Origin of the sequence: Streptomyces sp. NPDC048270 (assembly GCF_040652335.1) — a bacterium.
Classification (GTDB): Bacteria; Actinomycetota; Actinomycetes; order Streptomycetales; family Streptomycetaceae; genus Streptomyces.
Genome location: NZ_JBEZLV010000044.1, coordinates 1 through 25,466, shown reverse-complemented (window position 1 = coordinate 25,466; position 25,466 = coordinate 1). Strand labels below are relative to the sequence as shown.

Here is a 25,466-nt window from a genome sequence, read left to right as displayed (position 1 = left end):
GGCCCCCCACCCACCGACCCCACACCCACCGACCCCACACCCACCGACCCCACACCCACCGACCCCCCCAGCCCCCGACCCCCCAGCCCCCGGCCCCCCGCGCACCGGCCATCCGCGCACCGACCCGCACGGGCTCGACCGCCGGGCCCTCGCCGCCGCGGCCGTCACGGTCGTGCTCTGGGCCTCCGCGTTCGTCTCCATCCGCGCGGCCGCCCCGCACTACGCCCCCGGAGCGCTCGCGCTGGGACGCCTGCTCACGGCCTCCCTCGCCCTCGCGGCCGTCCTGGCCGTCAAGCGGGTCCCGCTCCCGCCGCGGCAGGCCTGGCCCGGCATCCTCACCTCCGGAGTGCTCTGGTTCGGGCTCTACATGGTGGCGCTGAACTGGGGCGAGCAGGGCGTGGACGCCGGCACCGCGGCCATGGTCGTGAACATCGGCCCCCTCGTGATCGCGCTGCTCAGCGGATGGCTGCTGAAGGAGGGCTTCCCGCCGATGCTGCTCGCCGGCATGGCCGTCTCCTTCGCCGGAGCCGTCGTGGTGGGCCTGTCCACCTCCGACGGCACCTCCGCCTCCCTCGGCGGGGTCCTGCTCTGCCTGCTCGCCGCGCTCGCCTACGGCGCCGGGGTCGTCGCGCAGAAGCCGGCCCTGACGTACGCGACTCCGCTCCAGGTGACCACGTACGGCTGCTTCGTCGGCACGGCCGTCACCCTCCCCTTCGCCTGGCAGCTGCTGACCGAGCTTCCCCGGGCGCCGCTGACCGCCACCCTCAACATGGTCTACCTGGGCCTCTTCCCGACCGCGCTGGCCTTCACCACCTGGACGTACGCCCTCTCCAGGACCACCGCGGGAAAGATGGGCGCGACCACCTACGCGGTCCCCGCCCTCGTCATCCTCATCGCCTGGCCGGCCCTGGACGAGGTACCGGCCCCGCTGACCCTCCTCGGCGGCGCGGTCTGCCTCGCCGGAGTGGCCATCTCCCGCAGACGCCCCGCTCCGCGGCGCCCCGCCGCCGGACCGGGTGGTTCCGGACAGGTTTTCGATCCGGGCGGGCGCCGCTGAGAGGGGCGGGGGCCCCGGTTCCCCCTGGTGTCGCAGGGGCGGCGGGTGGCCGGTATTCGACCGGATGTTCCAGGTTTGCGGCTCTCTGACGGCCCGGCGGTATCTCCGTACGCTACGGTAACTTCGCTGTCCGTTACTACCCGGACACCCCTTGCATCCCTCTGTCAACCACCGCCCCGGCACTCCCATGCCCCGGGCGGCCCGCCACGGAGAGCGACACGCATGAGCACCACCGCAGCGACCGCCCCGACCGCGTACAGCCGAATAGAGGCGCTGGGCGTCTGCCTGCCGGCAGCGGTCCAGACCACCTCCCGACTCGCCGCCCAGGTGCCGGGGTTGGGGGAGGTGGACATCGAGAGGATCACCGGCATCGCCGAGCGACGCGTGTACGACCCCGAACCGGCGGCCGGCAAGACTCGTTGGGGCTGGCCCTGGCCGCCGCCACGCTTCACCGCCCGTCTCGAACGCGTCGTACGGAACCTGACGCTCGCCCAGCTCTGCGCCCACCTGACCGACGCCGCCCGCGAGGAGGCCGCCGCATGATCTTCGTAGGAGAGGGAGCCCTGCTCCGCCGCGCCGTCACCCACGCGGCCACCCACGGCCACCCGGTCGACATGGTCTGCTCCGCCGACGCACTGGACGCCGCGGCCGCCCGCGCGCCCCACCTCGCGGCGGCGGACGTCAACGCCCACGCCGCCACGCTGGCCCGGGCCTGCACCGACGGCATCGTCTGGTCCCTCAACAACCGGCAGATCTTCCGCGAGCCCCTGCTCCGGGCCGAGGGACTGCGCATCGTCAACATCCACAACGGCCTGCTGCCCCGGCACCGCGGCCTGCCCTCCGTGGCCGTCCTGTTCGCCCTGCTGCACGGCGACCCGGAGTACGGGGCAACCGCCCACGAGGTGGACGCCGGCATCGACACCGGCCCGGTCCTGGCCGAACTCCGCTTCCCCATAGGGCCCGATGACCGCTACCACCAGGTGATGCTCCGGGGCATCCGCGCCTGCCGCACCCTGTTCGAGCAGATCCTCCCGTCCGTGGCCGCCGGTACCGCCCACCCGGCCCACCCGGCCCACCCCACCCACCCCACCCACCCCACCCACCCCCCGGAGCCCTCCGGGTACTACGGCCTGCGCGCCCTGGACTGCCTCCCCGCCTACCGCGACCACCCGGCCTACGCACGCGCCACCGACCTCGGCCCCTTCGCCCCCCACGCCCCCGAGGTCAACCGCGCGGTGCTCCGACTGTCCCCACCCACCCCCAACAGCCCCCGGCCCTGAAGCCCCACCGAAAGTCGACTGGCCAAGGCCCTTCGGCGGCGGGCTCAATGGGGGGATGTCCGTCCTCTCGCGCACCGCACGCGCGGCAGCCCTGTCCGCTGCCCTCGTCGCAGCCGTGTCCGCCGCCGCACCCCAGCCCGCCCCCGCCACCACCCCCGCAACAGCACCCAAGCCATCCGGGCCATCCGAGCCGCCCAAGCCATCCGGGCCATCCGGGCCGCCCAAGCCGCCCAAGGAGTTCGTCGCACTCGGCGACGTCGACCCCACCATCCGCCAGGAGATCCGCTACCACACCCCGAACAACTTCGTCGGCGAGCCGATCAACGGCTACCTCCAGCCGACCTGCGTCCTCACCCGACCGGCGGCCCGCGCCCTGCACCGCGCCCAGCGCACCCTGCTGCGCCAGGGCTACACCCTCAAGGTCTACGACTGCTACCGGCCGCAGCGCGCCGTCGACCACTTCGTCACCTGGGCCAAGGACCTCGACGACCAGGCCATGAAGGGCGAGTTCTACCCGCGGGTCGACAAGAACCGGCTGTTCGAAGACGGCTACATCGCCGAGCGCTCCGGCCACAGCCGGGGCAGCACCGTCGACCTGACCCTGGTGAAGCTCCCCGCCCGCCCCGCCCCGCCCCACGACCCGGACCGCCCGCTCACCCCCTGCTACGCCCCGCAGGCGGACCGCGCCCCGGACGACTCCGTGGACATGGGCACCGGCTACGACTGCTTCGACACCCTCTCCCACACCCTCGACCCCCGTATCCAGGGCGAACAGAAGGCCAACCGCCTGCTCCTGAAGAGCACCCTCGAATCCGCGGGCTTCAAGAACCTGCCGGAGGAGTGGTGGCACTACACCCTGCGCGACGAACCCTTCCCGGCCACCTACTTCGACTTCCCGGTGTCGAAACCCAACCCCCGCCCGCGCGGTTGAACCCGCGCGCCTGAACCCGCGCGGTTGAACCCGCGCGCCTGAAGGGGTTCAGGCCGCCAGGAAGAGCCGCCGTGCCGCCCCGACCGTCCGCGGGTCCGGGGGCCCGTACTCCGACAAGAATCCGCGGCCACTTCTGGCGAAGATCACCATCACCGGGCCGAGCCGCGCTCCCCGAGGATGTGAGCAGCCCCGATGAGATCCGGCGCTGCGTGGACCCGCTCACCGCCGCGACGACCACGATCCCCCACCCGAAGGACCCACGAGTGAGCCTCCGCCAGATCAAGCCCGGCAACCGCGGCTACCTGTACGTCAACAGCCATCCGGCCGGCTGCACGGCAGTGGTCGACCAGATGTGGCAGCAGACACCGGATCCGGCCCGGGCCGGGGAGGGGCCCGGGCCCGTCGCCCTCGTCATCGGATCCAGCGCCGGCTACGGACTGGCAGCCACCCTGGTCGGCCTGCGCACCCACCGGATGCGCGGGCTCGGCATCGCCTTCGAGGCACCCGAGACCGAGCGCCGCACCGCCGGCGCAGGCTGGTACCGCACCGCGCGGACCGCCGAACTCGCCGCCGAGGCCGGCGCCGACTTCGCCTTCCTCAACGGCGACGCCTTCTCCGACGGCATCAAGGACGAGGCCGCCGACCTGCTCGCCGCCCGCTTCGGCACGATCGACCTGCTCGTCTACAGCATCGCGGCCCCGCGCCGCACCGACCCGCTGACCGGCGCGGTCCACCACTCCGTCATCAAGCCGCTCGGCACCGACTACCGCGCCAAAACCCTCGTCTTCGACGACAACGCCCCGCAGATCGGCGAGTTGCACCTGCCGGCCGCGGACGAGGCCGAGCGCGAGGCGACCGTGCAGGTCATGGGCGGCGCCGACTGGCAGCTGTGGATCGACGCCCTGCAGTCCAGGGACCTGCTCGCCGACGGCTTCCGGACCGTGGCCCTCTCGTACGTCGGATCCGAGATCACCGCCCCCGTCTACCGGGCCGGAACCATCGGCGCCGCCAAGCAGCACCTGGAAGACACCGCCCGCGCCCTCGACACCCGGCTGGGGGACACGGGCCACGCCCACACCGTCGTCGCCGGCGCGGCCGTCACCCAGGCCTCCACCGCCATCCCGAGCATCGCCCTCTACACCAGCATCCTCCACCGCGTCACCGGAGACAGCTGGCAGACCCCCGTCGACCAGGCGGCGACCCTGTGGAACCAGCTCACCGGTGACACCGCACCCGACGTGGACGACCAGGGCCGCATCCGCCTGGACGACTGGGAGATGAACCCCGAGGTGCAGGCGGCAGTGCGCACCGCGTGGGACCGGGCCGACACCGACACCATCGCCGCCGCCGCGGACACCGACTGGTTCCGCGAGCAGGTCGGCCGCCTCTACGGCTGGCACGTCCCCGGCGTCGACTACGAGACCCCCGCCGAAACCACCGTCCCGTGGCCCGCCCGTGCCGGCCTGGAGGTGACGACACACTCATCATGACAGGTCAGAGGCCGTTTTCGTAGGACCAACGGCACAGCCCGACGGCCTTGTTCGGCCTTCTCCCCGGCGCCCAGAATCTCCGCCATGAGCCACTCGGAGAAGATCGATCAGGACGACATCCTGCGGGCGCGGACCCTGCTCCTCGCAGGCACCCACCCCACGCCGCGCGACCAGGTCGACGCGTACCGGGTGCTCGCCCGGGTCAGCCCCGCCGCGTACCTGCCGCTCCTGGCCAGGGCGCTGCGAGGCCTGTGCTACGACGTCACCACCGGCAGGAAGCACGCGGACTGCGTCGCCCTGTCCGAGGAGGCGGTGGCCGCGGCGCGGGCCATCGACCCGGCCGAACCCTCCCGTGCGGAGGTGCTGTACGACGCACTCGACACCTGCCAGGGAGAGCTGTACGAGCACGGCCGCCACGCCGAAGGGCTCGCCCTGCGCGCCGAGATGCTCGCCATCGGCCGCGCGCAGGCCGCCGTGTCCGGAAACCCCGCGGTCCCGGGACTGCGCGAGTGGGCCGCGGGCCTGTCCGAAGCGGGCCGGTACGCGGAGGCGGCCGACGCCCTGACCGAGTGGGTCGCGGCGGTCCTGCCCCGCGGGCCCCGATCCGGCGAGCTCGCCTGGTCCCTGCTGGAGTGGGCGGCCGCCCTCGACGACGCCGGCCGGTCCGAAGAAGCACTCGCCGCGTTCGAGGAGCTCGTCGGCATGCAAGCGGCCGAGGCCGCGGACGACCGCAGCCCGATGGCCTGTCACCTCTACTCCCTCATCCGGTACGCCCAGATGCTCGACGCCCGCGGCCGCGGCCGGCAGGCGGACGCCGTACGACAGGAGGCACTCGCCCTGCTCACGGAGCTGGCCGCCACCGGTGAGCGCACGTCGTGGAGCGGATACCAGGCGCAGTACTGGGCGGTGCTGCTCTCCTTCGCCGGCGCTGAAGCCGACCGGCCCGCGCCCGAGGGACCGCGCACGCCCACGGGGGCGGCGCCCCTGCCGTGGTCACGCGACGGCAGAAGGCGCTACACCGCCGACCGCACGGCCCTGCGGGAGGAGGTGGCAGCCCTCACCCCGCGAGCCGCCGAGGATCCGGACCGACACCTGGCAGAACTGGTCCGGCTGCACCGGGGCCTCACCGTCCGCTCCGCCGTCCACTGGCAGCAACGCACCCACCTGTTCGCGGAGCGGGCCCGGCCCCTGTTCGACGCCGCCGTGGACCTGGCCCGCCGGCTGGCCCGGCACGATCCGGCCGCCGGCGCCCCCGCACTGGCCCGGGCCCTGACCGACCGATCGACGTTCCACACCGCCGCCCAGGCCTTCGGCCCCGCCCTCGCCGACTTCCGCGAAGCCCTGAGCCACCACTCCGGCGCCACGGCGTCCTGAACCCCGGGCCGACCGGATCAGGCGTGCCTCACGGCTTCCAGTACCACGACTACGAGACCTCCTCACCGAGCACGCCTTGCCGCCCGGGCGGACACGCCGAGACGGGCCGGGCCGCGGCGCCCCCGCACGGCCCGGTGCGCGGGGTGACGCTCAAGTCCCCGCCCCCGACCCGCCGTCGAGCGCGAGGTCGAGGCCCGCTCGGCCGCCACGGCGACCTCACCGGGGCGACGCCCAGCTCAGCAGCAGCCGGCCCTGCCCGTGGGCGACGGCGAACAGCAGCGGCTGGGACCGGGGCCCGTCGTCGATCGGGACACCGGCGCCGGCGGGGGTGCCGAGCCAGTCGGCGCGGATCGCCTCGCCCTCGGCCCCCCACGCATGCGCCCGCCCCCCCGCGTCCCCGACCCCGACCACTGGACCTGCCACGCACCCCAGGCACCACCGGGCTTTCGCACCGGAGGGTGCGCGGGGTCGGCCGATCGTGCCCTGTCGGCCGGCGCCCCACTCCGGCAGGGTGGGAGGCGTGTCGAGGAAGTGACCAGCGGGACGGAACACGGCACGCCGAACGAGTAAACGAGCAGGGGAGAGGCGCTCATGGGGGAACTGGACGGCAGGACCGCACTGGTGACGGGCGGCTCGCGCGGGATCGGCCGCGCGGTCGCCCTGCGGCTCGCCGCCGAGGGCGCGCTGGTCGCGGTCCACTACGGCGCCAACGCAGCGGCCGCCGCGCAGACCGTGGCGACGATCGCCGAGGCCGGCGGCGAGGCGTTCGCCGTACAGGCCCGTTTCGGCCAGAGCGGCGCGGTGGACCGCCTGTTCAAGGAGCTCGTCGCCGCACTGGCGGACCATGGCGCGGACGGCCTGGACATCCTGGTCAACAACGCGGGCATCCACTCGGTCAGTCCGATCGGGCAGCTCACCGAGGAGGAGTTCGAGCGGCTGCTGGCGGTCAACGTGAGCACGCCGGTCTTCGTCGTCCAGCGCGCGCTGCCCCTGCTGCGCGACGGCGGACGGATCATCAACATGGGCTCGGCGTCCACCCGGATCGCGGAACCCGCCCAGATCGGCTACACCGTCACCAAGGCGGCACTGGCGGCTCTCGGCCCGTCCCTCGCCAACCAGCTGGGCCGGCGCGGGATCACCGTGAACACGGTCGAACCCGGAGTGGTTCTGACCGACATGATCGCCGACTACGCCGCGGTCCCCGAGGCGGTGGCCGCCCTCGCGTCGATCACCGCGCTCGGGCGGATCGGCGAACCGGAGGACGTGGCCGACGTGGTGGGCTTCCTGGCGGGCCCACAGGGCCGCTGGGTCACCGGCCAGACCATCGACGTCTCCGGCGGCACCTACCTCGGCCCGATCCCGCCCGGCTGACCAGCGCGGACGCGCGAGCCCCAGGGCCGGCGCCGGCCCTCTGCGGCCCCGGGGGTATTAACCAAACGGGTCGACCCGTAAGCTAACAGCCATGAGTTCCTCCCCGCCCCCCAGAGGGCGTCCCAGGGATCCCCGCTCGCACGAGGCGATCGTCAGCGCGGCCACCGAGCTGGTCACCGAGGTCGGCTACGCCGCGACCTCCATCGGGGCGGTGGCCGCCCGCGCCGGTGTCGGCAAGGACACGGTCTACCGGCGGTGGCGCGGCAAGCCGGAGCTGGTCTTCGAGGCCGTGTTCACCACCACCGACCACACCCCGACCCCGGACACCGGAACCCTGGCCGGGGACCTGACCGCCCTGCTGCGGGACCTGATCGCCGAGTTCCACGCGCCCGCCGCCGCGGCGGCGCTCCCGGGCCTGCTCGCCGACTTCGCCGCCGACCCGGAGCTGAAGGCGCGCATCCGCACCGACTTCCTGGCCCCCTCCAAGCAGCGGCTGCTGATCGTCTTCGAGCGCGCCGCCGCACGCGGGGAGATCGCGGCCGACACACCCGTGGACCTGGTCCTGGACACCCTCGCGGGAGCCGTGTTCTTCCACGTGGGCCTGGTCGGGGAACAGCCCGACCGCCGGCTGGCCGACCGGCTGGCCGCTGTCATCGCCCAAGGAATCGAGATCCGATGAACGGCTGGCTCCTCGCCGCAGGCATCACCGCGGCCGGTGTGGCCGCCACGCACATCGCCGCAGGCCACCGCGACGTGGTGCGCCCGCTGCTGTCCTGCGGCCTCGCGGACGAACCCAGGCGCGTCCTGCACGCCGTCTGGCACATGGTGAGCGCCGACCTGGTGCTCTCCGCGGCCGCCCTGGTCTACCTCGCCCTGGCGCAGGACACGCCGGCCACCGCCCCGATGGCCTGGTTCGTCGCCGCGCACTTCCTCGCCTACACGGCCGCCTTCCTGACCGTCACCCTCTCGGCAGGCTGGCCGAAACCACTGCTCCGCCTGCCGCAGTGGATCCTGCTGCTACCGGTCGCGGCCCTGACGGCGGCCGGCGCCGCCTAGCCGAGCTCCACCCCGCCCAACCGCCCCAACTATCGCAACTATCATAGTCGGGGTAGGTTGGCGGGATGGAGCCGAAGACGTACACGACGATCGATCTGCGCAAGCAGATGGGGGAGATCCTCGACCGCACGAGGATCGCCGGCGAGCCGGCGGCGATCACCCGCAAGGGCAAGACCCTCGCCTACCTCGTACCGGCCGAATGGTTCGAGCAGTACATGGCCCAGCACCCCGACGCCTCCGCAGCCGGCCGGGACGCGGCCTGAACGGGCCCGCCCCCACACCAGGAGCCCCTTCGCCATGACAGCGCAGCCCATCCACTACGACGGCCCCGGCGGCGACCGGCCCCGCCGGGTACCGCCGATGCCCGAACGCACCCCCCAGGCCCTGCGGCTGGCCATCCAGGAGCACGCCCCGCACCTCCTGCCCGACTTCGAGGCCCACTGGCGGCGCGCCATCGGCGACACCTTCAACCTCACCCCGGTCCCGGCCTTCATGCGGCTGTGGTGGACGCAGTACGCCATCGCCCGCGACCCCGGCCTGGAAGCCCACCTGCTCGACCTCGAACAGCGCGCGGCGAAGTGCGAGGACCCGCAGGAGTCCGCGACGCTCCTGGCCGAGTACAGCCGGCTGCGCCACCAGGCGGCCTCCGCGGAGCCCGGCCGGTGAGCGATGAGCTCCCCCGGCCGCCCTGGCAGATGGACTGGACGGGCGAAGCCCGCCAGGAGTTCGAGCGCATGCCCCCGGACGGAAGGCAGCTGGTCCTGGCGGCGCGCGCCGAGCTGGTCACGGCCCCCGACCCGTACTACCGGGGCATAGACGCGGACGCCGCCCTGCCCCACTGGATCACCGTCCGGCCCCTCGCCTCCACCAGCCCGGGCGGGGCGCACATCGCGGACCTCGCCGGCGGCCGCGGCTGGCTCGTCTTCACCTTCGTCCGCCGCCACGCGGAACCTCAGATCACCGTCACCGACACCTTCTGGGCCTGAGGGGCCGGGCTCTCGGGGATCACAGCGTGCCCGTCCCACGTTGAACACCACAACGGTGCGCTCCGCGCAAGCACACCGCCGCCCATGGAACGAGGAGGATCCGATGAACGCCGCCGAGGAGCACCGCCAGGAGCTGGACGCGGTCAGCATCCTGAACGCGAAGAGGACGCTGCTCCAGCTGCTCGCCCGGGCCGGGGTCCCCGCCGACGACGCGGAGGGCCTGATCGCCCTGGTCCAGGCGGGCGCCCTCGCCGGCGCGTACGAGGAGGCCGGCGCGCTCGCCGACTGCGTACCGGGGGACAAGGGCGAGCCGTACGAGTCCGGCTGGCTGGACGGCGCCCGCGCCGTCACCGATCAGCTCGGCGAGAGCGCCGAACGGGCCCTGCGCCAGGCCGTCGACCCGGAAGGCCCGGCCGGTGCCCCGGACGCCCGGTCGCCGGTCGGGCGCATGGAGGTGGAACGGGCGAAGGTGGCCGTCACCCCCCTCCACCTCACCTTCACCGCCGACTCCGAGCTCGACCCCGAGGTCACCGAACAGGTACTGGTCGCCGTCCTCTCCACGATGACCCCCCGTCAGCGAGCCGGCTACGCAGGGCGCCTCACGCAGTTCACGGCAGCGCACCAGCCCCGCCTGGAACGGCTCTACACGCGGTACGGCCCCGGCAGCGCCACCGCCATCCACGGCCGCTACTCCCTCCTGCACTCCCCGACCAGCGTCGCCGTCCTGGAACGCCTCGCCACGACGGGCACCGCGCTCCGCGAGGAATGGGACGCCGCCGAACTACCGCCCGCCTGGCTGGACGGCCTGATGGCCGCCTGGGACGCAGCGGCCTGAGGATCCTTCCGCGGGCAGGGTCCCGCATCAGCGGCGGGCCGCTCGGGGCAGCGCGGGCAGCGCGGGCAGCGCGGGGCGGGCTCCGAGGCGGGCTCCGAGACGGCAGCGCATCTCCCCGGCGGCCTGGCGCACCTCCGCGGACCGGGTCTCGTCCTCGAGGGCCCCGAGAAGCATCACGACCGCTCTCGCCTCGTCCCCGGTGAGGAGCTTGAGGCGGGTGTCGGTGGCGGCGTCCAGGAGTACGCCGAGGAAGTCTTCTTCGTCCAAGTCCATGCAGCAACAACGCGACACCGCACCACCGGTCACCCGCGCGGGGCCCCACCTGGCCGTGCCCTGCCGGCTGCCGGCGGGCCGCCGCCGCACCGGGTCTCAGGCCGGGGACCCCGCCAGGTGGCGGGCCGGGCCGCTGCGGGCGTAGCGGCCCGGGCTGGTGCCGAGTATGCGCTTGAAGTGCCGGTTGAAATGGGACTGGTCGTAGAAGCCGGCCGAAGCCGCCACCAGGCGCGGGGCCATGCCCGCGAGGAGCAGTTTGCGGGCCAGGTCCACGCGGCGTGCGGTCAGGTACTGGTGCGGGCCCATGCCGAACTCCCTGCTGAACACCCGGACGAGGTGCGCGGGGTGGACGTGGAGCGCCGCCGAGGCGTCCTGGAGGCTGACGCCCTCGACGAACTTCCCGTCGAGGAGGTCGCGCAGCTGGTGTGCGATGCCGGCGTCGCGGGTCGGCGCGCGGTCCTCGAAGCGCCGCTCCAGGTGGTCGCGCAGACGTTCGGAGACCAGCGCCAGCCTGCTCTCCGCCTCGAGTTCGTCGCCCGTGTGCTCCAGCGTCTGGTGCAGCTGGTGGATGCGCCGGCGCAGGAGCAGGTCGTCCATGACGGGACTGTCCACGGCCAGGCCGATGAGGCTGTCGCCGAGCTGCGAGGAGTCGAGATATAAAACGCGCTTTCGGAAACCGGTGGGCGTGACCGAGCGTCCATTATGTGGGACGTGCGGGGGCAGCAGCGTGACCATTTGGTCCAGGGCACCGTGTTCGTGCCGGTCGAGATCGTATCTGACCATGCCGTCGTCGACGATCAGCAGCGTCCAGGAGTCATGCGTGTGCATGGGATAGACGTGGTCAGTGATGCGGGCGTGGTAGACCTCTTCGATTCCCGCCAGGGCGGGACGCCACGCACGGACCTGCGGATGATCAAGCATGCAAAGATCGTACAAGACTTGGCCTGGGTGGCCGCGGTTTGATTCATCCATGGACAACGTGAACGAACCCGTTCGTTTTGAGACAAAGATCGCCGTGGTCTTGCGTGACGATCTTCAGGTGTGGCAGCGCCTCAACATGACCGCCTTTCTCGTGAGTGGAATCGGACGGAAGGTTCCGGAAGTAATCGGTGAACCGTATTCGGACGCCGACGAGACCGAGTACCTGCCGATGTTCCGCCAGCCGGTCCTGGTCTTCGAGGCGAGCAAGGAGGCCCTGACCGCGTCCCACCAGCGCGCCGTGACCCGGGGCCTCCCCCTGTCGGTCTTCACCACCGACCTCTTCACCACCAACAACGACCGGGACAACCGGGCCGCCGTCGCGGCCGTCCACCGGGACCAGCTGGACCTCGTCGGCATGGCCGTGTACGGGCCGCGCAACGCGGTGGACAAGATCATCAAGGGCGCTCGCATGCACCCGTGACGTCTCCTTAGGGGCGTGGCATGGAAAAGGAAACGTCACTGCGGAACGAATCCGCACAGGCGTATATGTACCTGCTCGCGACCATGGCGCTCTTCGGCAGTGCTTTCGCCAGCTCCAAATCGGTGGTCGGCCATATGCCCCACCAAGTCGCCGCCGTTCTGAGATTCGGCGGCGGCGCGGTCATTCTCGTAATTCTGCTCGTTTTCATCGGGCGGAAAGCGGGGGGCCCGTCGCTTACGCGTTCGCAAATCCTCCGCGCGGCTGCCGTGGGCCTCATCGGGGTCTTCGCGTACAACCTGTTCTTCTTCTGGGGCCTTTCCCTGGCCCCGTCGATCGACGGAAGCATCATCGTTCCCGTTCTGAGCCCCGTCATCACGACGGGAATTCTTCTGGCCATGGGCCGGGAAAAGGCTTCGGGAGCACGGATCGGCGGACTCGCGCTGGGTGTCTCGGGCGCCGTCGTGTTCTTCATCGGTGCGGGGGGTACCGGTGTGGACGCGGGCGGATCCCGGCTGACCGGAGACCTCGTCTACCTTCTCGGCGCGCTTTCCTGGGCGGTGTACAGCATCGCCTCGAAGAAGGTCCTGGTCGGCATGGACCCGCTGCGGGCCACGACGTTCGGCACCCTCGCCGGCGCCTTCGCACTGCTCCTCTTCGCCGTTCCCACGCTGCCGGACGTGGAGTGGAGCGCACTGTCCTCGACGACCTGGCTCAACGTCGTGTACCTCGCCGTGGGGCCCACCGCCATGGCCTACCTCTTCTACTACCGGGGCCTGAGGGTCGTCAGCCCGTCGACCGCGACCGTCATCATGTTCTCCGTCCCGGTGTTCGGCGTGACCTGCGCCGTCGTCTTCCTCGGCGAGTCGTTCGGCGGACTCCAGCTGGCAGGCGCCGTCATCATGCTCGCCGGCGCCCTGCTGGCCGTGACGCAGGGCCGCTTCCGCCAGCGTGCGGCACGGGAACCCGAACCGGAACGGGAACGGGAACCGGAACGGGAAACCGAACCGGCCGTACCCGATTCCCCATTGCGAGCCGACGGCCGCGAATCCGTCGGCAGAGGCTGACCCGCCGAACACTCGGACACTCGGACACTCGAGAACTACTGGAGAACCACCACATCGCCTCCGGGGGGAAGGCGATGTACACGCTCCACCACCCGCTCAGGGCCCTCACCCCCGGCCCTGGGTGGGTGTCCGTTTTCCCCACCCCCACGTGCGCCCAGCGTCGCGTGCACGGAAACCATGCTCATCCGTTCGGAATGCAAGATCGGGGTCTCAACTTCATGTCTGAAGTCGAGTTTCGGGTACTGGGTCCGCTTCAGCTCACCGTGAGCGGGCGCCCGGTTCCTCTGAGAGGTATGAAACATCAGATCGTGCTCGGCTCGCTCCTGACCGCAGAGAGCCAGCGCACGTCCATCGGACGTCTCGTCGACTCCGTCTGGGGAATCGCGCCTCCGAACACCGCCGGCAAACAGATCCGCAACGCCGTCTCTGACCTGCGCAATATCCTGGCGCCCAGCGGAGCCGTCATCACGCCCGTCGCCGACGGCTACCGCCTCGACATCGGCGAGGCCAGGCTCGACCTCCACGAGTTCCGCCGGCACCTCGCGCGGGCGCGCACCCATCTCGGCCACGGGCGCAAGCCCGACGCCATCGTCGAGTTCCGTGCCGCACTGTCCTTATGGACCGGACCCATGCTCTCGGGCATCGAGAGCACCACCCTCCAGGCACAGATCGCCGGGGTGAACGAGGGCCGGCTCTCGGTCGCCGAGGAGTGCATCGACCTGGAACTCGCCCAGGACCGGCACAAGAGCCTCGTCAGCGAGCTCGCCGCCTGGGTCGCCGAGTACCCGCTGCGCGAGCGGATGGTCGCCCAGTACATACTCGCCCTGCACCGCTCCGGCGCCCGCGCGCGGGCCTTCACCGTGTACGAGCAGGCCAGGCGCAACCTGGCGGACTCCCTCGGCCTCAGCCCCGGCCCCGAACTGCTCGAAGTCCACCAGCTGATGCTCCGCGAGGACACCGACGCGGCGGCCCCCGCACCCGCCCCCTCCCTCCGGTTCACGCCCCCCGGCCCCGCCGCCTCCGCCCCCGCCCCGGAACCCGCGGGCCGCCACGCCGACACCGGCATGCCCCTGCCCGTGCCCGACAGCCTGCCCTTCGAGAGCGGGCACTTCGTCGGCCGGACCGCGGAGCTCGACTCCCTCCTGGCGGGCGGCACCGCCCCAGGCACACGCCGCGTACTGTCCGTTGACGGCATGGGAGGCGTGGGCAAGACCACCCTCGCGGTGTACGTCGCCCACAGAGTGGCGGACCGCTACCCGGACGGCCGGATCTTCCTCGACCTGTACGGACACAGCCGCGACGAGGACCCGCTCGGCCACCGGGCGGCGCTCACCCAGCTGCTGCTGCTCTCCGGCCTGCCGGAGGGCGAACTGCCCGACTCCGTCGAGGCCCTGGTCCAGATGTGGCGCGGCCGCACCGCCGACCGGCGCATGCTGGTCGTCCTGGACAACGCCTCCGGCGCCGAGCAGATCGGGCCGCTGCTCCCGGCCGGTGACGACTGCCTGACCCTGATCACCAGCCGGCGCCGCCTCACCATGACCGCGGTGTCCCCCACCCGGGTGGTCTCCCTGGACCCCATGCCCCGCGAGGAGGGGTACGCCCTGTTCTGCCGGCTGCTCGGCAAGCGGCACCCCGAGCCCGAGCCCGACGAGGTCACCGGCATCCTGGACCTCTGCGGCCATCTGCCGCTGGCCGTCGCCGCGGCCGCGGCCCGCCTGCGCCGACGGCCTTCCTGGCCGTTGTGGTACCTGGCCGAACGGCTCGCGGACCCCGCGTTGCGCCTCGCCGACCTGCAGACCGAGTACGGCGGCCTCATCGCCTGCTTCGACGCCTCGTACCGCCACCTGACCCTGGGACAACAGCGGTTGCTGAGGCTCCTCGGCACGGCGGAAGGAGAGCGCACGGATGTCGCGGCCACGTCCGTACGGGCAGGGCTGCCGCCCTTCGCCGCCGAGCAGATGCTCGAGAGCCTCGTCGACGAGCACCTCCTGTTCCAGCCGGAGCCGGGACAGTACCGCGTACACCCGCTGCTGAAGACCTACTGCGCCCAGCTGCCCGGCCAGGACGGCGACGACACGGGCGAGCCGCGGCCGGAACACGGCAGCACCCCGACCCCCGAGCGCCTGGCCGCCTGAAGCCCGGCGCCCCTCCACCCCTTCCCGCTCACCGCATCCTCACCCGGAGCTCTGCCATGACCGGAAACATCCTCGCGGACTTCTTCCTCACGTTCGCCCTCGTCCTGGGAGCCGCCAAGGTCTTCGCGGCGCTGGCCCGGCGCCTGGGGCAACCCGCCGTGGTCGGCGAGATATGCGCCGGACTGCTGGCCAGTCCGATGATCATCACCCAGGCGGGTACGGACGCCGTCTTTCCCGCCGAGGTGAAACCCCTGCTGGGGGCCCTGGCCAACGTCGGGCTGGCCACCTTCATGTTCATCATCGGCTACGAGATCGACGCCGCCTTCCTGCGCAGGCGGAGGAAGGCCACGATGGGCCTGGTCGCCGGATCCGTGGCCGTCCCCCTCGTCGCGGGCGCCGCACTGGCCGTACCCCTGGCCCGTTCGTACGCACCCGGCAGCCACACCGCCTTCGTCCTGTTCGTCGGCGTGGCCATGTCGGTCACCGCGTTCCCCGTGCTGGCCAGGATCCTCGCGGACCGGGGCCTCAACACACACCCCCTCGGCGGCCTCACCCTGGCGGCCGCCGCCGTGGGCGACCTGATCGCCTGGGCCTGCCTGGCGGGAGTCGTCGCGTACGCCGGGGCCGCCGGGCAGTGGCGGATGATGCTGCTGCCCGTGTACCTGGGCCTGATGTTCGCGGTGGTCCGGCCCCTGCTCGCCAGGTTCGTCGAGCGGGCCGGCGCACGGGGCCTGGGCGCCGGACGGCTCGTGCCCACGCTGGTCGTGGGCCTGATGCTGTCCTGCGCGGTCACCGAATGGCTCGGGATCCACTTCATCTTCGGCGCGTTCGCCTTCGGCGCGGCCATGCCCCGCGCCACCCTCGGCGACATGCGGGCCGAGATCATGCGGCACATGGAGCAGGTGGGGCACGTCCTGCTCCCGCTCTACTTCGTCGTGGCCGGGACCAAGGTCGACCTCTCCGCCTTCACCGTGGCCGCCCTGCTCACGCTGGCCGCCGTCATCGCCGTCGCCGTCGTCTCGAAGGCCGGCGGCGCCTACGCCGGCGCCCGCCTCTCCGGGCTCCCGCACGAGACGGCCGTGCCGGCCGCCGTCCTCATGAACACCCGGGGACTGACGGAGATCGTCATCGTGGCAGTGGCCTTGGAGATGGGCCTCATCAACCAGGACTTCTATTCCATGATGGTGGTGATGGCCGTCGTGACGACCGCCATGACCGGGCCGCTGCTGAAACTGACCCGCGTATTTCCCGGAAGTCCTTCTCCTGTTCTCCCGCCGGACGATTCCGCTCCCGACCGTCCCGCCGCGCCTTCGGAGAAGACCGTGAAAGCGGGCTGAGGCGCAGTCGAGGCGCGCTTGAGGATCGCTCGGGGATGTACCGAGGACGCCGCCTCATAGGTTTGCCGACATCAGGTTGAGAAATCCGAACACGCCGCAGACTGCACCGCTCTGCAGTTTCCAAGGGAGGCATGTTATGACCGAGGTGGCACCGGACCTCCTCGCCGCATCGCGGCTGAGGACACCCGTCGGCCCGCGTCGCGACGACCAGCTGTGGTGGAACGCCCAGCGCGGATCGGCGATGCCTTTCCAGCGGTACGAGCGGCTCGGATCCCGTCTCCCGTACGACCTGGCGGACCGCACCTGGCCCTCGAAGTCCCTGGTCAAGGCGCCGCTGTGGGCCTCGGTGGACCTGCGGGACGGAAACCAGGCGCTCAGCAGCCCGATGGACACCGAGCGCAAGAGCCGCATGTTCGACCTGCTCGTCCGCATGGGGTTCAAGGACATCGAGGTCGGATACCCGTCGGCCAGTGACGCGGACTTCCTGTTCCTGCGCACCCTGATCGAGAAGGACCGGATTCCGGATGACGTGACGATATCGGTCTTCACTCCGGCCCGGCCGGAATTGATCGACCGGACCTTCGAGGCCATCGAGGGCGCGGACCGGGCCATGGTCCACCTGTGCAATGCGACCGCCTGCCTGTGGCGCGAGGTCGTATTCGGAATGAGCGCCGACGAAGTGCAGCAGATGGCCCTGCGGTCGGCGGAGCACATCGCCCGCCGGGCGGACGCCGTCACGTCGACGCAGCTGCGGTTCGAGTATTCGCCGGAGACGTTCAACGTCACGGAACCCGACTACGTGCTCCAGGTGTCCAACGCCATCACCTCGCTGTGGGACGCCGGCCCGGACCGCCCGGTGACCCTGAACCTGCCGACCACGGTGGAGACCGACTCGCCGAACGTGTTCGCCGACCAGGTCGAGTGGATGCACCGCAACCTCGACCGCCGCGACGCCGTCATCCTCTCGGTACACCCGCACAACGACCGCGGAACGGCCGTCGCCTCCGCCGAACTGGCCGTCATGGCCGGCGCCGACCGCATCGAGGGCACCCTGTTCGGCAACGGCGAGCGCACCGGCAACGTCTGCCTCGCCACGCTCGCGCTGAACCTCTTCAGCCAGGGCGTGGACCCGCAGCTGGACTTCTCCGACATCGACGAGATCCGCGGCACCGTCGAGTTCGCCAACCAGCTGCCGGTACCTCCCCGGTACCCGTACGGCGGCGACCTCGTCTACACGGCCTTCTCCGGAACCCACCAGGACGCCATCGCCAAGGGCCTGGCCGCGATCGAACGGCAGGCGGCCGAGGCGGGCACGACCACCACCGAGGTGCCGTGGGACGTCCCCTACCTCCCCATCGACCCGAAGGACGTGGGCCGCACCTACGAGTCGGTGGTCCGCGTCAACAGCCAGTCGGGCAAGGGCGGCGTGGCCCACGTACTCAAGAGCGTCTACGGGCTCGACCTCCCGCGCGGCATGCGCGTGGAGCTGGCCCGCCAGGTGCAGAGGGTGGCCGACGGGGACGGGACCGAGCTCACCTCCCGGGAACTGCGGGCCATCTTCTCCGGCATGTACCTCGAGTTCGAGAACCCGGCCCTGCTGCTCAAGGAGTTCCAGTCGACCGGTGACGCGGACACCTCCACCGTGGAGGCCCTCGTCGTCGGCACCGACGGCGAGGAAAGGCGGCTGACCGGCTCGGGCGCAAGCGCGGCCGCCGCCTACGCCGCCGCGCTCGCCGGCACCGGACTCGCCGTCGAGATCGCCGAAACCACGGGCCACGCCCTCACCGACAGCCTCGGCACGAGGTACGCCGCGTACGCGGAGATCGTCCTCGACGGCACGACCCGGTACGGGGCCGCGATCGCGGGCGAGGAGGAGAGCGCCCAGCTCGGGGCCGTCACCTCGGCCGTCAACCGCGCCCACGCCTGACCGGTCCGCGCCCCCACCCCCGCCCGCCCCGCACCCTGTGAGCTGAGCTGAGAGATGGACCTCGCCTTCGTCGAGAGCAAGAAGGACCCCGGCCGCGACTGCTTCGTGTACACGGCGCACCACGACCTCGACCTGCTGGGCATCGGCAGACTGCGCGGGCACGGCGACCGGGACCTGTTCGGCTTCCCGGCCCCCGCACTGGCCAAAGACCCCTTCGCCCCGCACACCACCCACATGCTGGTGATGGTCGAAGGCGCCCTGGTCGCCGGCGCGGAGCTCGTCGCCTACTCGCCGCTGGGGCTGCCGCTGAGCCAATGGCCACAGCTGTCGGGCGTCCTGCGGCACAGCGGACGGCTGGTGCAGTTCCGCCTTCCGGTGGTACGCCCCGAGTTCGCCGGCACGGTCCTGCCGGAGCTTCCCTTCGGCGCCCTCGGAGGCCTGGTCAAGGGCTGCCTGCAGTGGGCGGTGTCCCACGACGTGAGCGATGTCGTCGTGGAGGTCGCCGACCGGCGGGCGGCCGACAAGCTCACCCAGCTCGGCTTCGTGCCGGCGGAGGGGTCGGGGGCCGGCGGCCGCGAACCGGACGTGTACCGGCTGAACGTCAGCAGGCTCGTGGCCCGCGGCTTCCGCGCCAGCCACCCCTTCTACCGGTACCTGCTCGAGTACGACGAGAGCGTCCTGGTCAGCAGGCCCGCCCTCGCCGCCGCCTGAGCCGCCACCCACCCACGTATTCCAGGACACTGGAGAGGAACGGACCGCATGTCCCTCATAGGCAGGCGCCTGGCGCTTCCGCCCGACCTTCTCGTGCACCGGGTCTTCGAAGCCCACGCCCGGCAGCACCCAGACCGGACCGCCCTGACGTGCGGCGCCGACGAGCTGACCTTCGCCGAGCTGAATGCGAGGGCCAACCGGTTCGCCCACCACCTCATCGCCCTCGGCGCGGGACGCGGCTCGGTGATCGGCGTGTGCCTGGACCGTACTCCCGAGCTGGTGGTCGCGATCCTGGGAACCATGAAGGCCGGCGCCGCCTACGTGCCGCTGGACCCGACCTACCCCGCCGAGCGCCTGCGGCTGATGGTCTCCCAGCTCGCCGAGATCAAGCTCAACGTGGTCTCCTCCGACACCAGGGGCCTGGTCGCCGGGGCGCCGGGAGACCTCGTCGCCATCGACGAGCTCGGCGGGCTGCTCGACTCCCTGCCGGCCACGGATCCGGTCGTCGACCTCACCAACGACGACCTGTGCTACGTCGTGTTCACCTCCGGGTCCACCGGCACCCCCAAGGCCACCGCCGTGCGCCACGAGGGGTGGTACAACCTCCTCGAGTGGCTGCGCGTCGAGTACGGCCTGGACGGCGGCTCCAGCGGACTCACCGTCAGCTCCTTCGGCTTCGACATCAGCCAGCGCGGACTGATGGCACCGCTGTTCTGCGGCGCCGCCCTGCACCTGCTGCCCAGCCGCGTCTTCGACCCGGGCATGGCCTACCGCCTGATCGAGACCCACGGCGTGCGGCAGCTGCACTGCGCGCCCAGCACCCTCTACGTGCTCATCGAACACGAACGGGCGCTGGGAACCGACGCGCTGACCCGGGTGGGCCACGTCTTCATCGGCGGGGAGCCGCTCACGGTCGCACGGGTCGAGGAATGGGCCGCGCAGGAGGGCAACTCCTGCGTCCTCCTGCACCAGTACGGGGTCGCCGAGTGCACGGACGTGGCCACCTCCCACGTCCTCGCGGACTACGCCCGCTACCGGGGCGCCGCCACGCCGGTGGGGGAGCCGGTGTACAACACCGAGATCCACCTCCTCGACGAGGAGTCGAACGAGGTACCGGACGGCGAGACCGGCGAGATCTGCATCTCGGGCCTGAGCGTCAGCGCCGGCTACCTCAACGCCTCGCCGGCCGACACCCGGCGGTTCACCGAGCGGCGCACGGCCGACGGCCCCACCCGGACCTACCGGACCGGCGACCGCGGCTACCTCACCCCCGACGGGGAACTGGTGGTGGTCGGCCGCGTGGACGCCCAGGTCAAGATCCGCGGCATGCGGATGGACCTGGGCGACGTCGAGCACGGCGTCCGGTCCCACCCGCTCGTCGACGACGCCGTGGTCCTCGCGGTACCGGACGACTCCGGCGAACCGCGCCTGGTCGGCTACGTACTGCCCGCGGCCGACGCCCCCGGCGGCCTGGACGTCCGGGCGCTCTACCGCGACCTGCTCGCCACCCTGCCCCGGAACATGGTGCCGCAGGCCTTCACCGTCCTCGACGCCTTCCCGCTGAACCCGAACGGCAAGACCGACCGGCGGGCCCTGGCCGCCCGGGCCGCCGCCGGCTGACGCGGGCCGCCGCCGGCTGACGCCGGCCCCACCCGCCCGCCCGCCAGGTCCCCGGCGGGCGCGCCCGAGAACCTTCCTTTCCGCACACGCGCCTCCGAGCAAAGGAACAGCATCCGCATGACCATCGACCAGCAGCGCCCGACCCCGGCCGCTCAGATCTCGAACAACGCGATCGTCCCCGAGGACATCAAGGCGGACATCGAGCAGTTCAGCCTCGACGGCTTCACCGGCCCGATCAAGCTGTACGAGCCCGAGGAGGCCGCGGCGCTGATCCGCGAGATCCGGATCAACAACCAGGACGCCTCCCGCGCCCTGTACAAGAACAGCGTCAACTACGACCGGCACTTCGACATCCCGGAGCTCAGCCGGCACATCACCCACCCGACGATCGTCAAGTACCTGACGGCCATCCTCGGCCCGGACGTCCTGAACTGGCGCACCGAGTGGTTCCCGAAGTTCCCCGGCGCCAAGGCGACCGAGTGGCACCAGGTGCGCGACTACAGCTACGCCAACGGCAACCCGCAGCTCCTGCCGACCGAGTCGGACTGGAACGCGTACATCGACATCACCGTCTGGACGACCTTCACCCCGGCCACCAAGGACCGGGCCTGCATGAAGTTCGTCCGCGGCTCGCAGCGCGACTGGATCTTCGACGAGCACAAGGCCACGCAGGCCGGCCGCAGCGCGGACTACGACGTGGCCCACTCGAACACCGGTTTCTTCGGCTACGACTTCGCCGACTTCAAGATCGACCCGAACTGGGAGCCGCGCTCCGAGGACGTCGTCGAGCTGGAGATGCAGCCGGGCGAGGCCGTCATCTTCACCGCGTCGTGCGTGCACGGCTCCACGCCGAACAACACCGAGCGCGAGACCCGTTTCGCGATCGCCAGCCGCTACGTCCCCACCCACGTGCGGGTCTACCCGGAGCAGGACTCCTTCAGCGCCCACGGCGCGACGTTCGACCTGTCCGAGTACGGCAGCGTCGTCGTGGCCGGCGAGAACCGCTACGACCACAACCGGATCCGCACCGCGAACAACCACGGCACCCCGTTCGGCTGGACCGCGAGCTGACCCCTGCGCCTTCGGCCTCCGCCCTCTCCCCCCTGCCCGTCCCTTCACCGAAAAGGACCTGCTGAACGTGATCGCAACGAAGATCCACGCCATTTGGAGCCGCGAGCTCAAGCTCAAGGAGTTCGCCGACACCGACGACTTCTTCGACCTCGGCGGGCACTCCCTCATCATGACCCGGATCCAGCGCGAGATCCTCACCGAGCTCGGCATCGAGATCCCGATGGACCAGCTCTTCCGCAAGTCCACGGTCGCGGCCATCTCCGAGCACATCGAGTCGGCCATCGCGGCCGCCGCCTGACAGCCGGATCCGCTGCCGCCAGACCTTGCCGCGACGCCGGGAACAGGGCTCCACCCTGTCCCCGGCGTCGCAGCCGGTTCACCTCCCGCCACTACAGGAAGATCCCCCCAGTGCAGCTATCGAGTCGGGGCCGGCAGATGTCCCGCCTGTCGGGCATCCGCAGCATCATGGAGGACATCGCCGCGGCCGATCAGGACGTGGCCGACGACGAATGGCTCAACCTCAGCCCGGGCAACCCCTCGCACATCCCCGAGGTCGTCTCGGCTTGGCGCCGCCTCGGCAAGGAAGCCCTCAACGAGCGGTTCGTCGAGGCCAGCACCCGGTACGGGCCCTCCCGCGGCACCGCCACCCTGGTCCAAGCCATCGTCGACTACTTCAACCTCACCTACGGCTGGTCGATCGGACCGCAGAACGTCGTCGTGGGGCCCGGCAGCCAGATGCTGTCGTTCATCGCGACCAGCCTGTACACGGGCCCGGACGCCAACGGCGACCTCCAGCCGCTGGTGCTGCCGCGCCTGCCCGACTACACCGGATACCAAGGACTCAGCCCGGACCCCGGCGGCATCGTCGGCATCGAGCCGCTCGTCATACCCGAAGGGCCCCACGCGTTCCACTACAGCCTGAACACCGAGGCCCTGGCCCGCCAAGGCCGCATGGGCATGATGCTCCTGTCCAACCCGGCGAACCCGTCCGGCAGCAGCATCGAGGCGTCCGAACTGAAGACGCTGATCACCACCGCAGAGGAACGCGACGTCCCGCTGGTGCTCGACCACGCCTACGGAGAGCCCTTCCCCCAAGTGGTCCAGACGAGGCTCGCCCCCGTGCTGCACTCGCACGTCATCAACCTCTTCACGCTGTCGAAGGCCGGGCTGCCCGGCGAGCGGATCGCCTTCGCCATCGGCCCGGCCGACCTGATCGACCCCATGGTGTCCTTCATCGCCAACACGACCCTGCACGCACCGCAGCTGCTCCAGGCCGTCGTCGAACGCTCCCTGAGGACCCGGGAGATCGACGTGATCTCCGAGCGGCACATCAAGCCGTACTACCGGGCCAAGCGCGCCATGGCCGAGGCCCTGCTCGCCGAATCCCTCCCGGACGACCTGAACTGGCGGCTGCACTCCAGCGACGGCGGGATGTTCTGCTGGCTGTGGATCGACCACGACTGGTTCGACGACCTGACGCTGTACGAGTTCCTCAAGCGCAAGCGGATGTTCATCGTCCCCGGACGGCACTTCTTCGTCGAGCCGCTGGACACCCCGTTCCTCGGCACGCACGGCAAGCGCTGCATCCGGCTGAGCCTGAGCCCCGACGAATGGGCCGTCGCCGACGGCATCGTGCGGCTGGGCGAGGCACTCGAAGAGCTGCGCGCGAGCGCGGGAACCGGAGCGTGAGGACCATGGGCACATGGCTGCGCCGCCGTGAGGCGCAGAGTCCAGCGGCCAGCCGGCTCGTCTGCCTGCCGCACGCGGGCGGCACCGCCGCCTCCTTCGCCGGCTGGAGCGGCCGGCTGCCGGCCGGTGTGGAGCTGATCGCCGTGCAGTACCCCGGCCGGCAGGACCGGCTGGGCGAGGAGCCGATCGGGGACATGGCCACGATGGCCGAGCAGGTCGCCGACGCGCTGCGCCCGCTCCTGGACCTGCCGCTGTTCCTCTTCGGGCACAGCATGGGCACGGGCCTGGCCTACGAGGTCGCAGGCCTCCTCGAGCGCGAGGAGGGATTCGTCGCGCAGCACGTCTTCGTCTCCGCCCGGCCCGCGCCCCACCGGATCGACGGGGAGCACCGGCACCGGCTGAGCGACGAGGACCTGGTCGCGGCGATGCGCCGGCTGGGCGGGCCGGACGCCGAGGTGTACAACCATCCCGAGCTGCTGCCGCTGATCCTTCCGCCGCTGCGGGCGGACCTGGCCCTGCTGGACCGGTACCGGCCCGAGCGGCTGACCCCGCTGCGGGCCCCGCTGACCGTGTTCGGCGGCGAGAGCGACGACACCTGCCCGGTCTCCGAGCTGCCCGCCTGGAGCGCGGCCACGACCGCGGGCGTGCGGGTGCGGACGTTTCCCGGCGGCCACCACTACCTGCGCGCCTGCGAGGACGAGGTGCTGGCGGAGGTCAGCGCGGAAATCCTGTCGTACCAGGGGCGACAGCCTCTCGACGTATGACCTGAATACCACGCGACAGCGGGCCCTCGGGAATTCCCCGAGGGCCCGCTGTCATTTCCGCGCGGCTCCGGCCGGCGGTGCGCTCGCGCTCAGTTCACACGATGTCCGGTGGTCGCGTCGACGTAGTCGGGAATTTCCTCGTGCGTGTCCCCGACCGTCAACGTGCCCGTGGGCTCGATCATGATGATGTGCGATTCCCCTTCGGAGACCGGCTTGTGCTCGGTGCCGCGCGGGACGACGTACACATCCCCCGGGTGCAGGGTCACGAAGCGCTCCACGCCCTCCTCCCGCAGGTGGATGACGAGCCGTCCGGCCGCGACGAGAAACAGTTCGTCGGTGTTCTCGTGGGAGTGCCAGAGATACTCGCCGTGGAATTTCGCCACCCGCACGTCATAGTCGTTGAACTGGGCGACAATGCGCGGACTCCACAGCTCGCTGAAGGAATCCAAAGTCTTCTGGATGTTTACCGGTTCGGGCATCATGCATTCATGGTGCTCGAATTCGCGGGATTCCTCAAGTGGCCGTTCTTTCTTCATCGGAAAATCGGCCTGCGGTTCTGGGCAGGCGTGCGCCGCCCCGGCCGATGGAGACCGGCCGGGGCGGCGACGAGTGTCACGGCCGCGCTCGCGCACGGCGCGGCCCGCGACTATCCGACCACCCGTGCGGCGAGGGTGTCGCCGATCGTGTCGGTGGAGCGGAAGGTGCCGTCGCGTTCGGCGAGGTCGGCGGTGACGGCGTCTTCGATGCGCAGGGCCTGGGCCTGGTGGCCGAGGTGGCGCAGGAGGAGGGCGACGGAGAGGATCGTCGCGGTCGGGTCGGCCTTGCCGGTGCCGGCGATGTCCGGGGCGGAGCCGTGGACGGGCTCGAACATGGACGGGAAGGCGCCGGTGGGGTTGATGTTGCCGGAGGCGGCCAGGCCGATTCCGCCGGTGACGGCGGCGGCCAGGTCGGTGAGGATGTCGCCGAAGAGGTTGTCGGTGACGATGACGTCGAAGCGTTCGGGCTGGGTGACGAAGAAGATCGTCGCGGCGTCGACGTGCAGGTAGTCGGTGGTGACCTCGGGGTATTCCCGGCCGACCTGGTCGAAGATGTT

29 protein-coding genes are annotated in these 25,466 nt (G+C 71.4%); 24 read left to right on the top strand and 5 right to left on the bottom strand.

The annotated features are described in order from the left end of the window. Nucleotides 1–172: 172 nt before the first annotated feature. The 6 genes from AB0D66_RS29020 (at nt 173) to AB0D66_RS28995 (ending at nt 6,132) form a co-directional block, all read left to right on the top strand. Entirely contained in the window at nt 173–1,057 is an 885-nt protein-coding gene (locus AB0D66_RS29020) for a DMT family transporter (protein ID WP_362309750.1), read from the top strand. A gap of 222 nt (nt 1,058–1,279) precedes the next feature. After that, the gene (locus AB0D66_RS29015; protein ID WP_362309747.1) at nt 1,280–1,600 is read left to right on the top strand and encodes a hypothetical protein; all 321 of its coding nucleotides are present in this window, start codon (nt 1,280–1,282) and stop codon (nt 1,598–1,600) included. Further along, nucleotides 1,597–2,337 (top strand): formyltransferase family protein, encoded by a 741-nt coding sequence (locus AB0D66_RS29010; RefSeq protein ID WP_362309744.1) that lies wholly within the window; start codon nt 1,597–1,599, stop codon nt 2,335–2,337. Before AB0D66_RS29015 ends, AB0D66_RS29010 begins: the two co-directional genes overlap by 4 nt. Nucleotides 2,338–2,392: 55 nt before the next feature. Then, nucleotides 2,393–3,268, top strand: coding sequence for a M15 family metallopeptidase (locus tag AB0D66_RS29005; protein WP_362309741.1), 876 nt, complete (start codon nt 2,393–2,395; stop codon nt 3,266–3,268). Nucleotides 3,269–3,447: 179 nt separating this feature from the next. Then, the gene (gene fabV, locus AB0D66_RS29000) at nt 3,448–4,758 is read left to right on the top strand and encodes an enoyl-[acyl-carrier-protein] reductase FabV (protein ID WP_362309739.1); all 1,311 of its coding nucleotides are present in this window, start codon (nt 3,448–3,450) and stop codon (nt 4,756–4,758) included. A gap of 84 nt (nt 4,759–4,842) precedes the next feature. Then, nucleotides 4,843–6,132 (top strand): hypothetical protein, encoded by a 1,290-nt coding sequence (locus AB0D66_RS28995; RefSeq protein ID WP_362309737.1) that lies wholly within the window; start codon nt 4,843–4,845, stop codon nt 6,130–6,132. A gap of 216 nt (nt 6,133–6,348) precedes the next feature. Here AB0D66_RS28995 and AB0D66_RS28990 read toward each other — a convergent pair whose 3' ends face one another. Continuing rightward, entirely contained in the window at nt 6,349–6,555 is a 207-nt protein-coding gene (locus tag AB0D66_RS28990; protein WP_362309734.1) for a hypothetical protein, read from the bottom strand. A gap of 168 nt (nt 6,556–6,723) precedes the next feature. Here AB0D66_RS28990 and AB0D66_RS28985 point away from each other — a divergent pair, with 168 nt between their 5' ends. The 7 genes from AB0D66_RS28985 to AB0D66_RS28955 all read left to right on the top strand — a co-directional run bounded on the left by AB0D66_RS28985 (nt 6,724) and on the right by AB0D66_RS28955 (nt 10,380). Then, complete coding sequence (locus AB0D66_RS28985; RefSeq protein ID WP_362309733.1) at nt 6,724–7,503, top strand: SDR family oxidoreductase; 780 nt, start codon at nt 6,724–6,726, stop codon at nt 7,501–7,503. 91 nt (nt 7,504–7,594) lie between these two features. After that, a complete protein-coding gene (locus AB0D66_RS28980; protein ID WP_362309730.1) occupies nt 7,595–8,182 on the top strand; it encodes a TetR/AcrR family transcriptional regulator in 588 nt (195 codons plus the stop codon). Next, complete coding sequence (locus AB0D66_RS28975; protein WP_362309727.1) at nt 8,179–8,559, top strand: hypothetical protein; 381 nt, start codon at nt 8,179–8,181, stop codon at nt 8,557–8,559. The genes AB0D66_RS28980 and AB0D66_RS28975 overlap by 4 nt, the downstream gene beginning before the upstream one ends. A 65-nt stretch (nt 8,560–8,624) precedes the next feature. After that, the gene (locus AB0D66_RS28970; RefSeq protein ID WP_069924381.1) at nt 8,625–8,822 is read left to right on the top strand and encodes a type II toxin-antitoxin system Phd/YefM family antitoxin; all 198 of its coding nucleotides are present in this window, start codon (nt 8,625–8,627) and stop codon (nt 8,820–8,822) included. 34 nt (nt 8,823–8,856) lie between these two features. Continuing rightward, a complete protein-coding gene (locus AB0D66_RS28965; protein ID WP_362309724.1) occupies nt 8,857–9,225 on the top strand; it encodes a DUF6247 family protein in 369 nt (122 codons plus the stop codon). Further along, nucleotides 9,222–9,545, top strand: coding sequence for a hypothetical protein (locus tag AB0D66_RS28960; protein ID WP_362309721.1), 324 nt, complete (start codon nt 9,222–9,224; stop codon nt 9,543–9,545). Before AB0D66_RS28965 ends, AB0D66_RS28960 begins: the two co-directional genes overlap by 4 nt. Before the next feature lie 103 nt (nt 9,546–9,648). Beyond that, the gene (locus AB0D66_RS28955; protein WP_362309719.1) at nt 9,649–10,380 is read left to right on the top strand and encodes a hypothetical protein; all 732 of its coding nucleotides are present in this window, start codon (nt 9,649–9,651) and stop codon (nt 10,378–10,380) included. Nucleotides 10,381–10,407: 27 nt separating this feature from the next. Here AB0D66_RS28955 and AB0D66_RS28950 read toward each other — a convergent pair whose 3' ends face one another. Together AB0D66_RS28950 and AB0D66_RS28945 are read right to left on the bottom strand one after the other, a co-directional pair. After that, nucleotides 10,408–10,653, bottom strand: coding sequence for a hypothetical protein (locus AB0D66_RS28950; protein ID WP_362309716.1), 246 nt, complete (start codon nt 10,651–10,653; stop codon nt 10,408–10,410). Nucleotides 10,654–10,749: 96 nt separating this feature from the next. Beyond that, complete coding sequence (locus tag AB0D66_RS28945; RefSeq protein WP_362309714.1) at nt 10,750–11,574, bottom strand: AraC family transcriptional regulator; 825 nt, start codon at nt 11,572–11,574, stop codon at nt 10,750–10,752. Between the two features lie 49 nt (nt 11,575–11,623). On the opposite strand from AB0D66_RS28945, the gene AB0D66_RS28940 reads away from it, so the two are divergent. The 11 genes from AB0D66_RS28940 to AB0D66_RS28890 all read left to right on the top strand — a co-directional run bounded on the left by AB0D66_RS28940 (nt 11,624) and on the right by AB0D66_RS28890 (nt 24,373). After that, nucleotides 11,624–12,055 (top strand): DUF2000 domain-containing protein, encoded by a 432-nt coding sequence (locus AB0D66_RS28940; RefSeq protein ID WP_362309711.1) that lies wholly within the window; start codon nt 11,624–11,626, stop codon nt 12,053–12,055. A 20-nt stretch (nt 12,056–12,075) separates the two neighbouring features. Further along, entirely contained in the window at nt 12,076–13,119 is a 1,044-nt protein-coding gene (locus AB0D66_RS28935; protein ID WP_362309708.1) for a DMT family transporter, read from the top strand. Between the two features lie 293 nt (nt 13,120–13,412). Next, on the top strand, nt 13,413–15,254 hold the full coding sequence (locus tag AB0D66_RS28930) for a BTAD domain-containing putative transcriptional regulator (protein ID WP_362309705.1): 1,842 nt from the start codon (nt 13,413–13,415) through the stop codon (nt 15,252–15,254). Nucleotides 15,255–15,310: 56 nt separating this feature from the next. Further along, nucleotides 15,311–16,591 carry a cation:proton antiporter gene (locus AB0D66_RS28925; RefSeq protein ID WP_362309702.1) on the top strand — a complete coding sequence of 427 codons (1,281 nt, stop codon included), beginning with the start codon at nt 15,311–15,313 and terminating at the stop codon, nt 16,589–16,591. A 136-nt stretch (nt 16,592–16,727) separates the two neighbouring features. Continuing rightward, nucleotides 16,728–18,518, top strand: coding sequence for a 2-isopropylmalate synthase (locus tag AB0D66_RS28920; protein ID WP_362309699.1), 1,791 nt, complete (start codon nt 16,728–16,730; stop codon nt 18,516–18,518). Nucleotides 18,519–18,572: 54 nt separating this feature from the next. Continuing rightward, nucleotides 18,573–19,229 carry a hypothetical protein gene (locus AB0D66_RS28915; protein ID WP_362309697.1) on the top strand — a complete coding sequence of 219 codons (657 nt, stop codon included), beginning with the start codon at nt 18,573–18,575 and terminating at the stop codon, nt 19,227–19,229. A gap of 48 nt (nt 19,230–19,277) precedes the next feature. Further along, the gene (locus tag AB0D66_RS28910; protein ID WP_362309694.1) at nt 19,278–20,849 is read left to right on the top strand and encodes an amino acid adenylation domain-containing protein; all 1,572 of its coding nucleotides are present in this window, start codon (nt 19,278–19,280) and stop codon (nt 20,847–20,849) included. A gap of 117 nt (nt 20,850–20,966) precedes the next feature. After that, complete coding sequence (locus AB0D66_RS28905; protein WP_362309691.1) at nt 20,967–21,920, top strand: chlorinating enzyme; 954 nt, start codon at nt 20,967–20,969, stop codon at nt 21,918–21,920. A gap of 67 nt (nt 21,921–21,987) precedes the next feature. Beyond that, complete coding sequence (locus tag AB0D66_RS28900; protein ID WP_362309688.1) at nt 21,988–22,218, top strand: phosphopantetheine-binding protein; 231 nt, start codon at nt 21,988–21,990, stop codon at nt 22,216–22,218. 110 nt (nt 22,219–22,328) lie between these two features. Continuing rightward, entirely contained in the window at nt 22,329–23,609 is a 1,281-nt protein-coding gene (locus AB0D66_RS28895) for an aminotransferase class I/II-fold pyridoxal phosphate-dependent enzyme (RefSeq protein WP_362309685.1), read from the top strand. A gap of 5 nt (nt 23,610–23,614) precedes the next feature. Continuing rightward, nucleotides 23,615–24,373 (top strand): alpha/beta fold hydrolase, encoded by a 759-nt coding sequence (locus tag AB0D66_RS28890; RefSeq protein WP_362309682.1) that lies wholly within the window; start codon nt 23,615–23,617, stop codon nt 24,371–24,373. Between the two features lie 89 nt (nt 24,374–24,462). Here the strand turns inward: AB0D66_RS28890 and AB0D66_RS28885 are convergent, their stop codons facing one another. Together AB0D66_RS28885 and AB0D66_RS28880 are read right to left on the bottom strand one after the other, a co-directional pair. Beyond that, a complete protein-coding gene (locus tag AB0D66_RS28885; protein ID WP_362309679.1) occupies nt 24,463–25,005 on the bottom strand; it encodes a cupin domain-containing protein in 543 nt (180 codons plus the stop codon). Nucleotides 25,006–25,019: 14 nt separating this feature from the next. Further along, nucleotides 25,020–25,466 (bottom strand): isocitrate/isopropylmalate family dehydrogenase (locus tag AB0D66_RS28880; protein ID WP_362309676.1); only part of this gene is annotated, 447 nt, incomplete at its 5' end.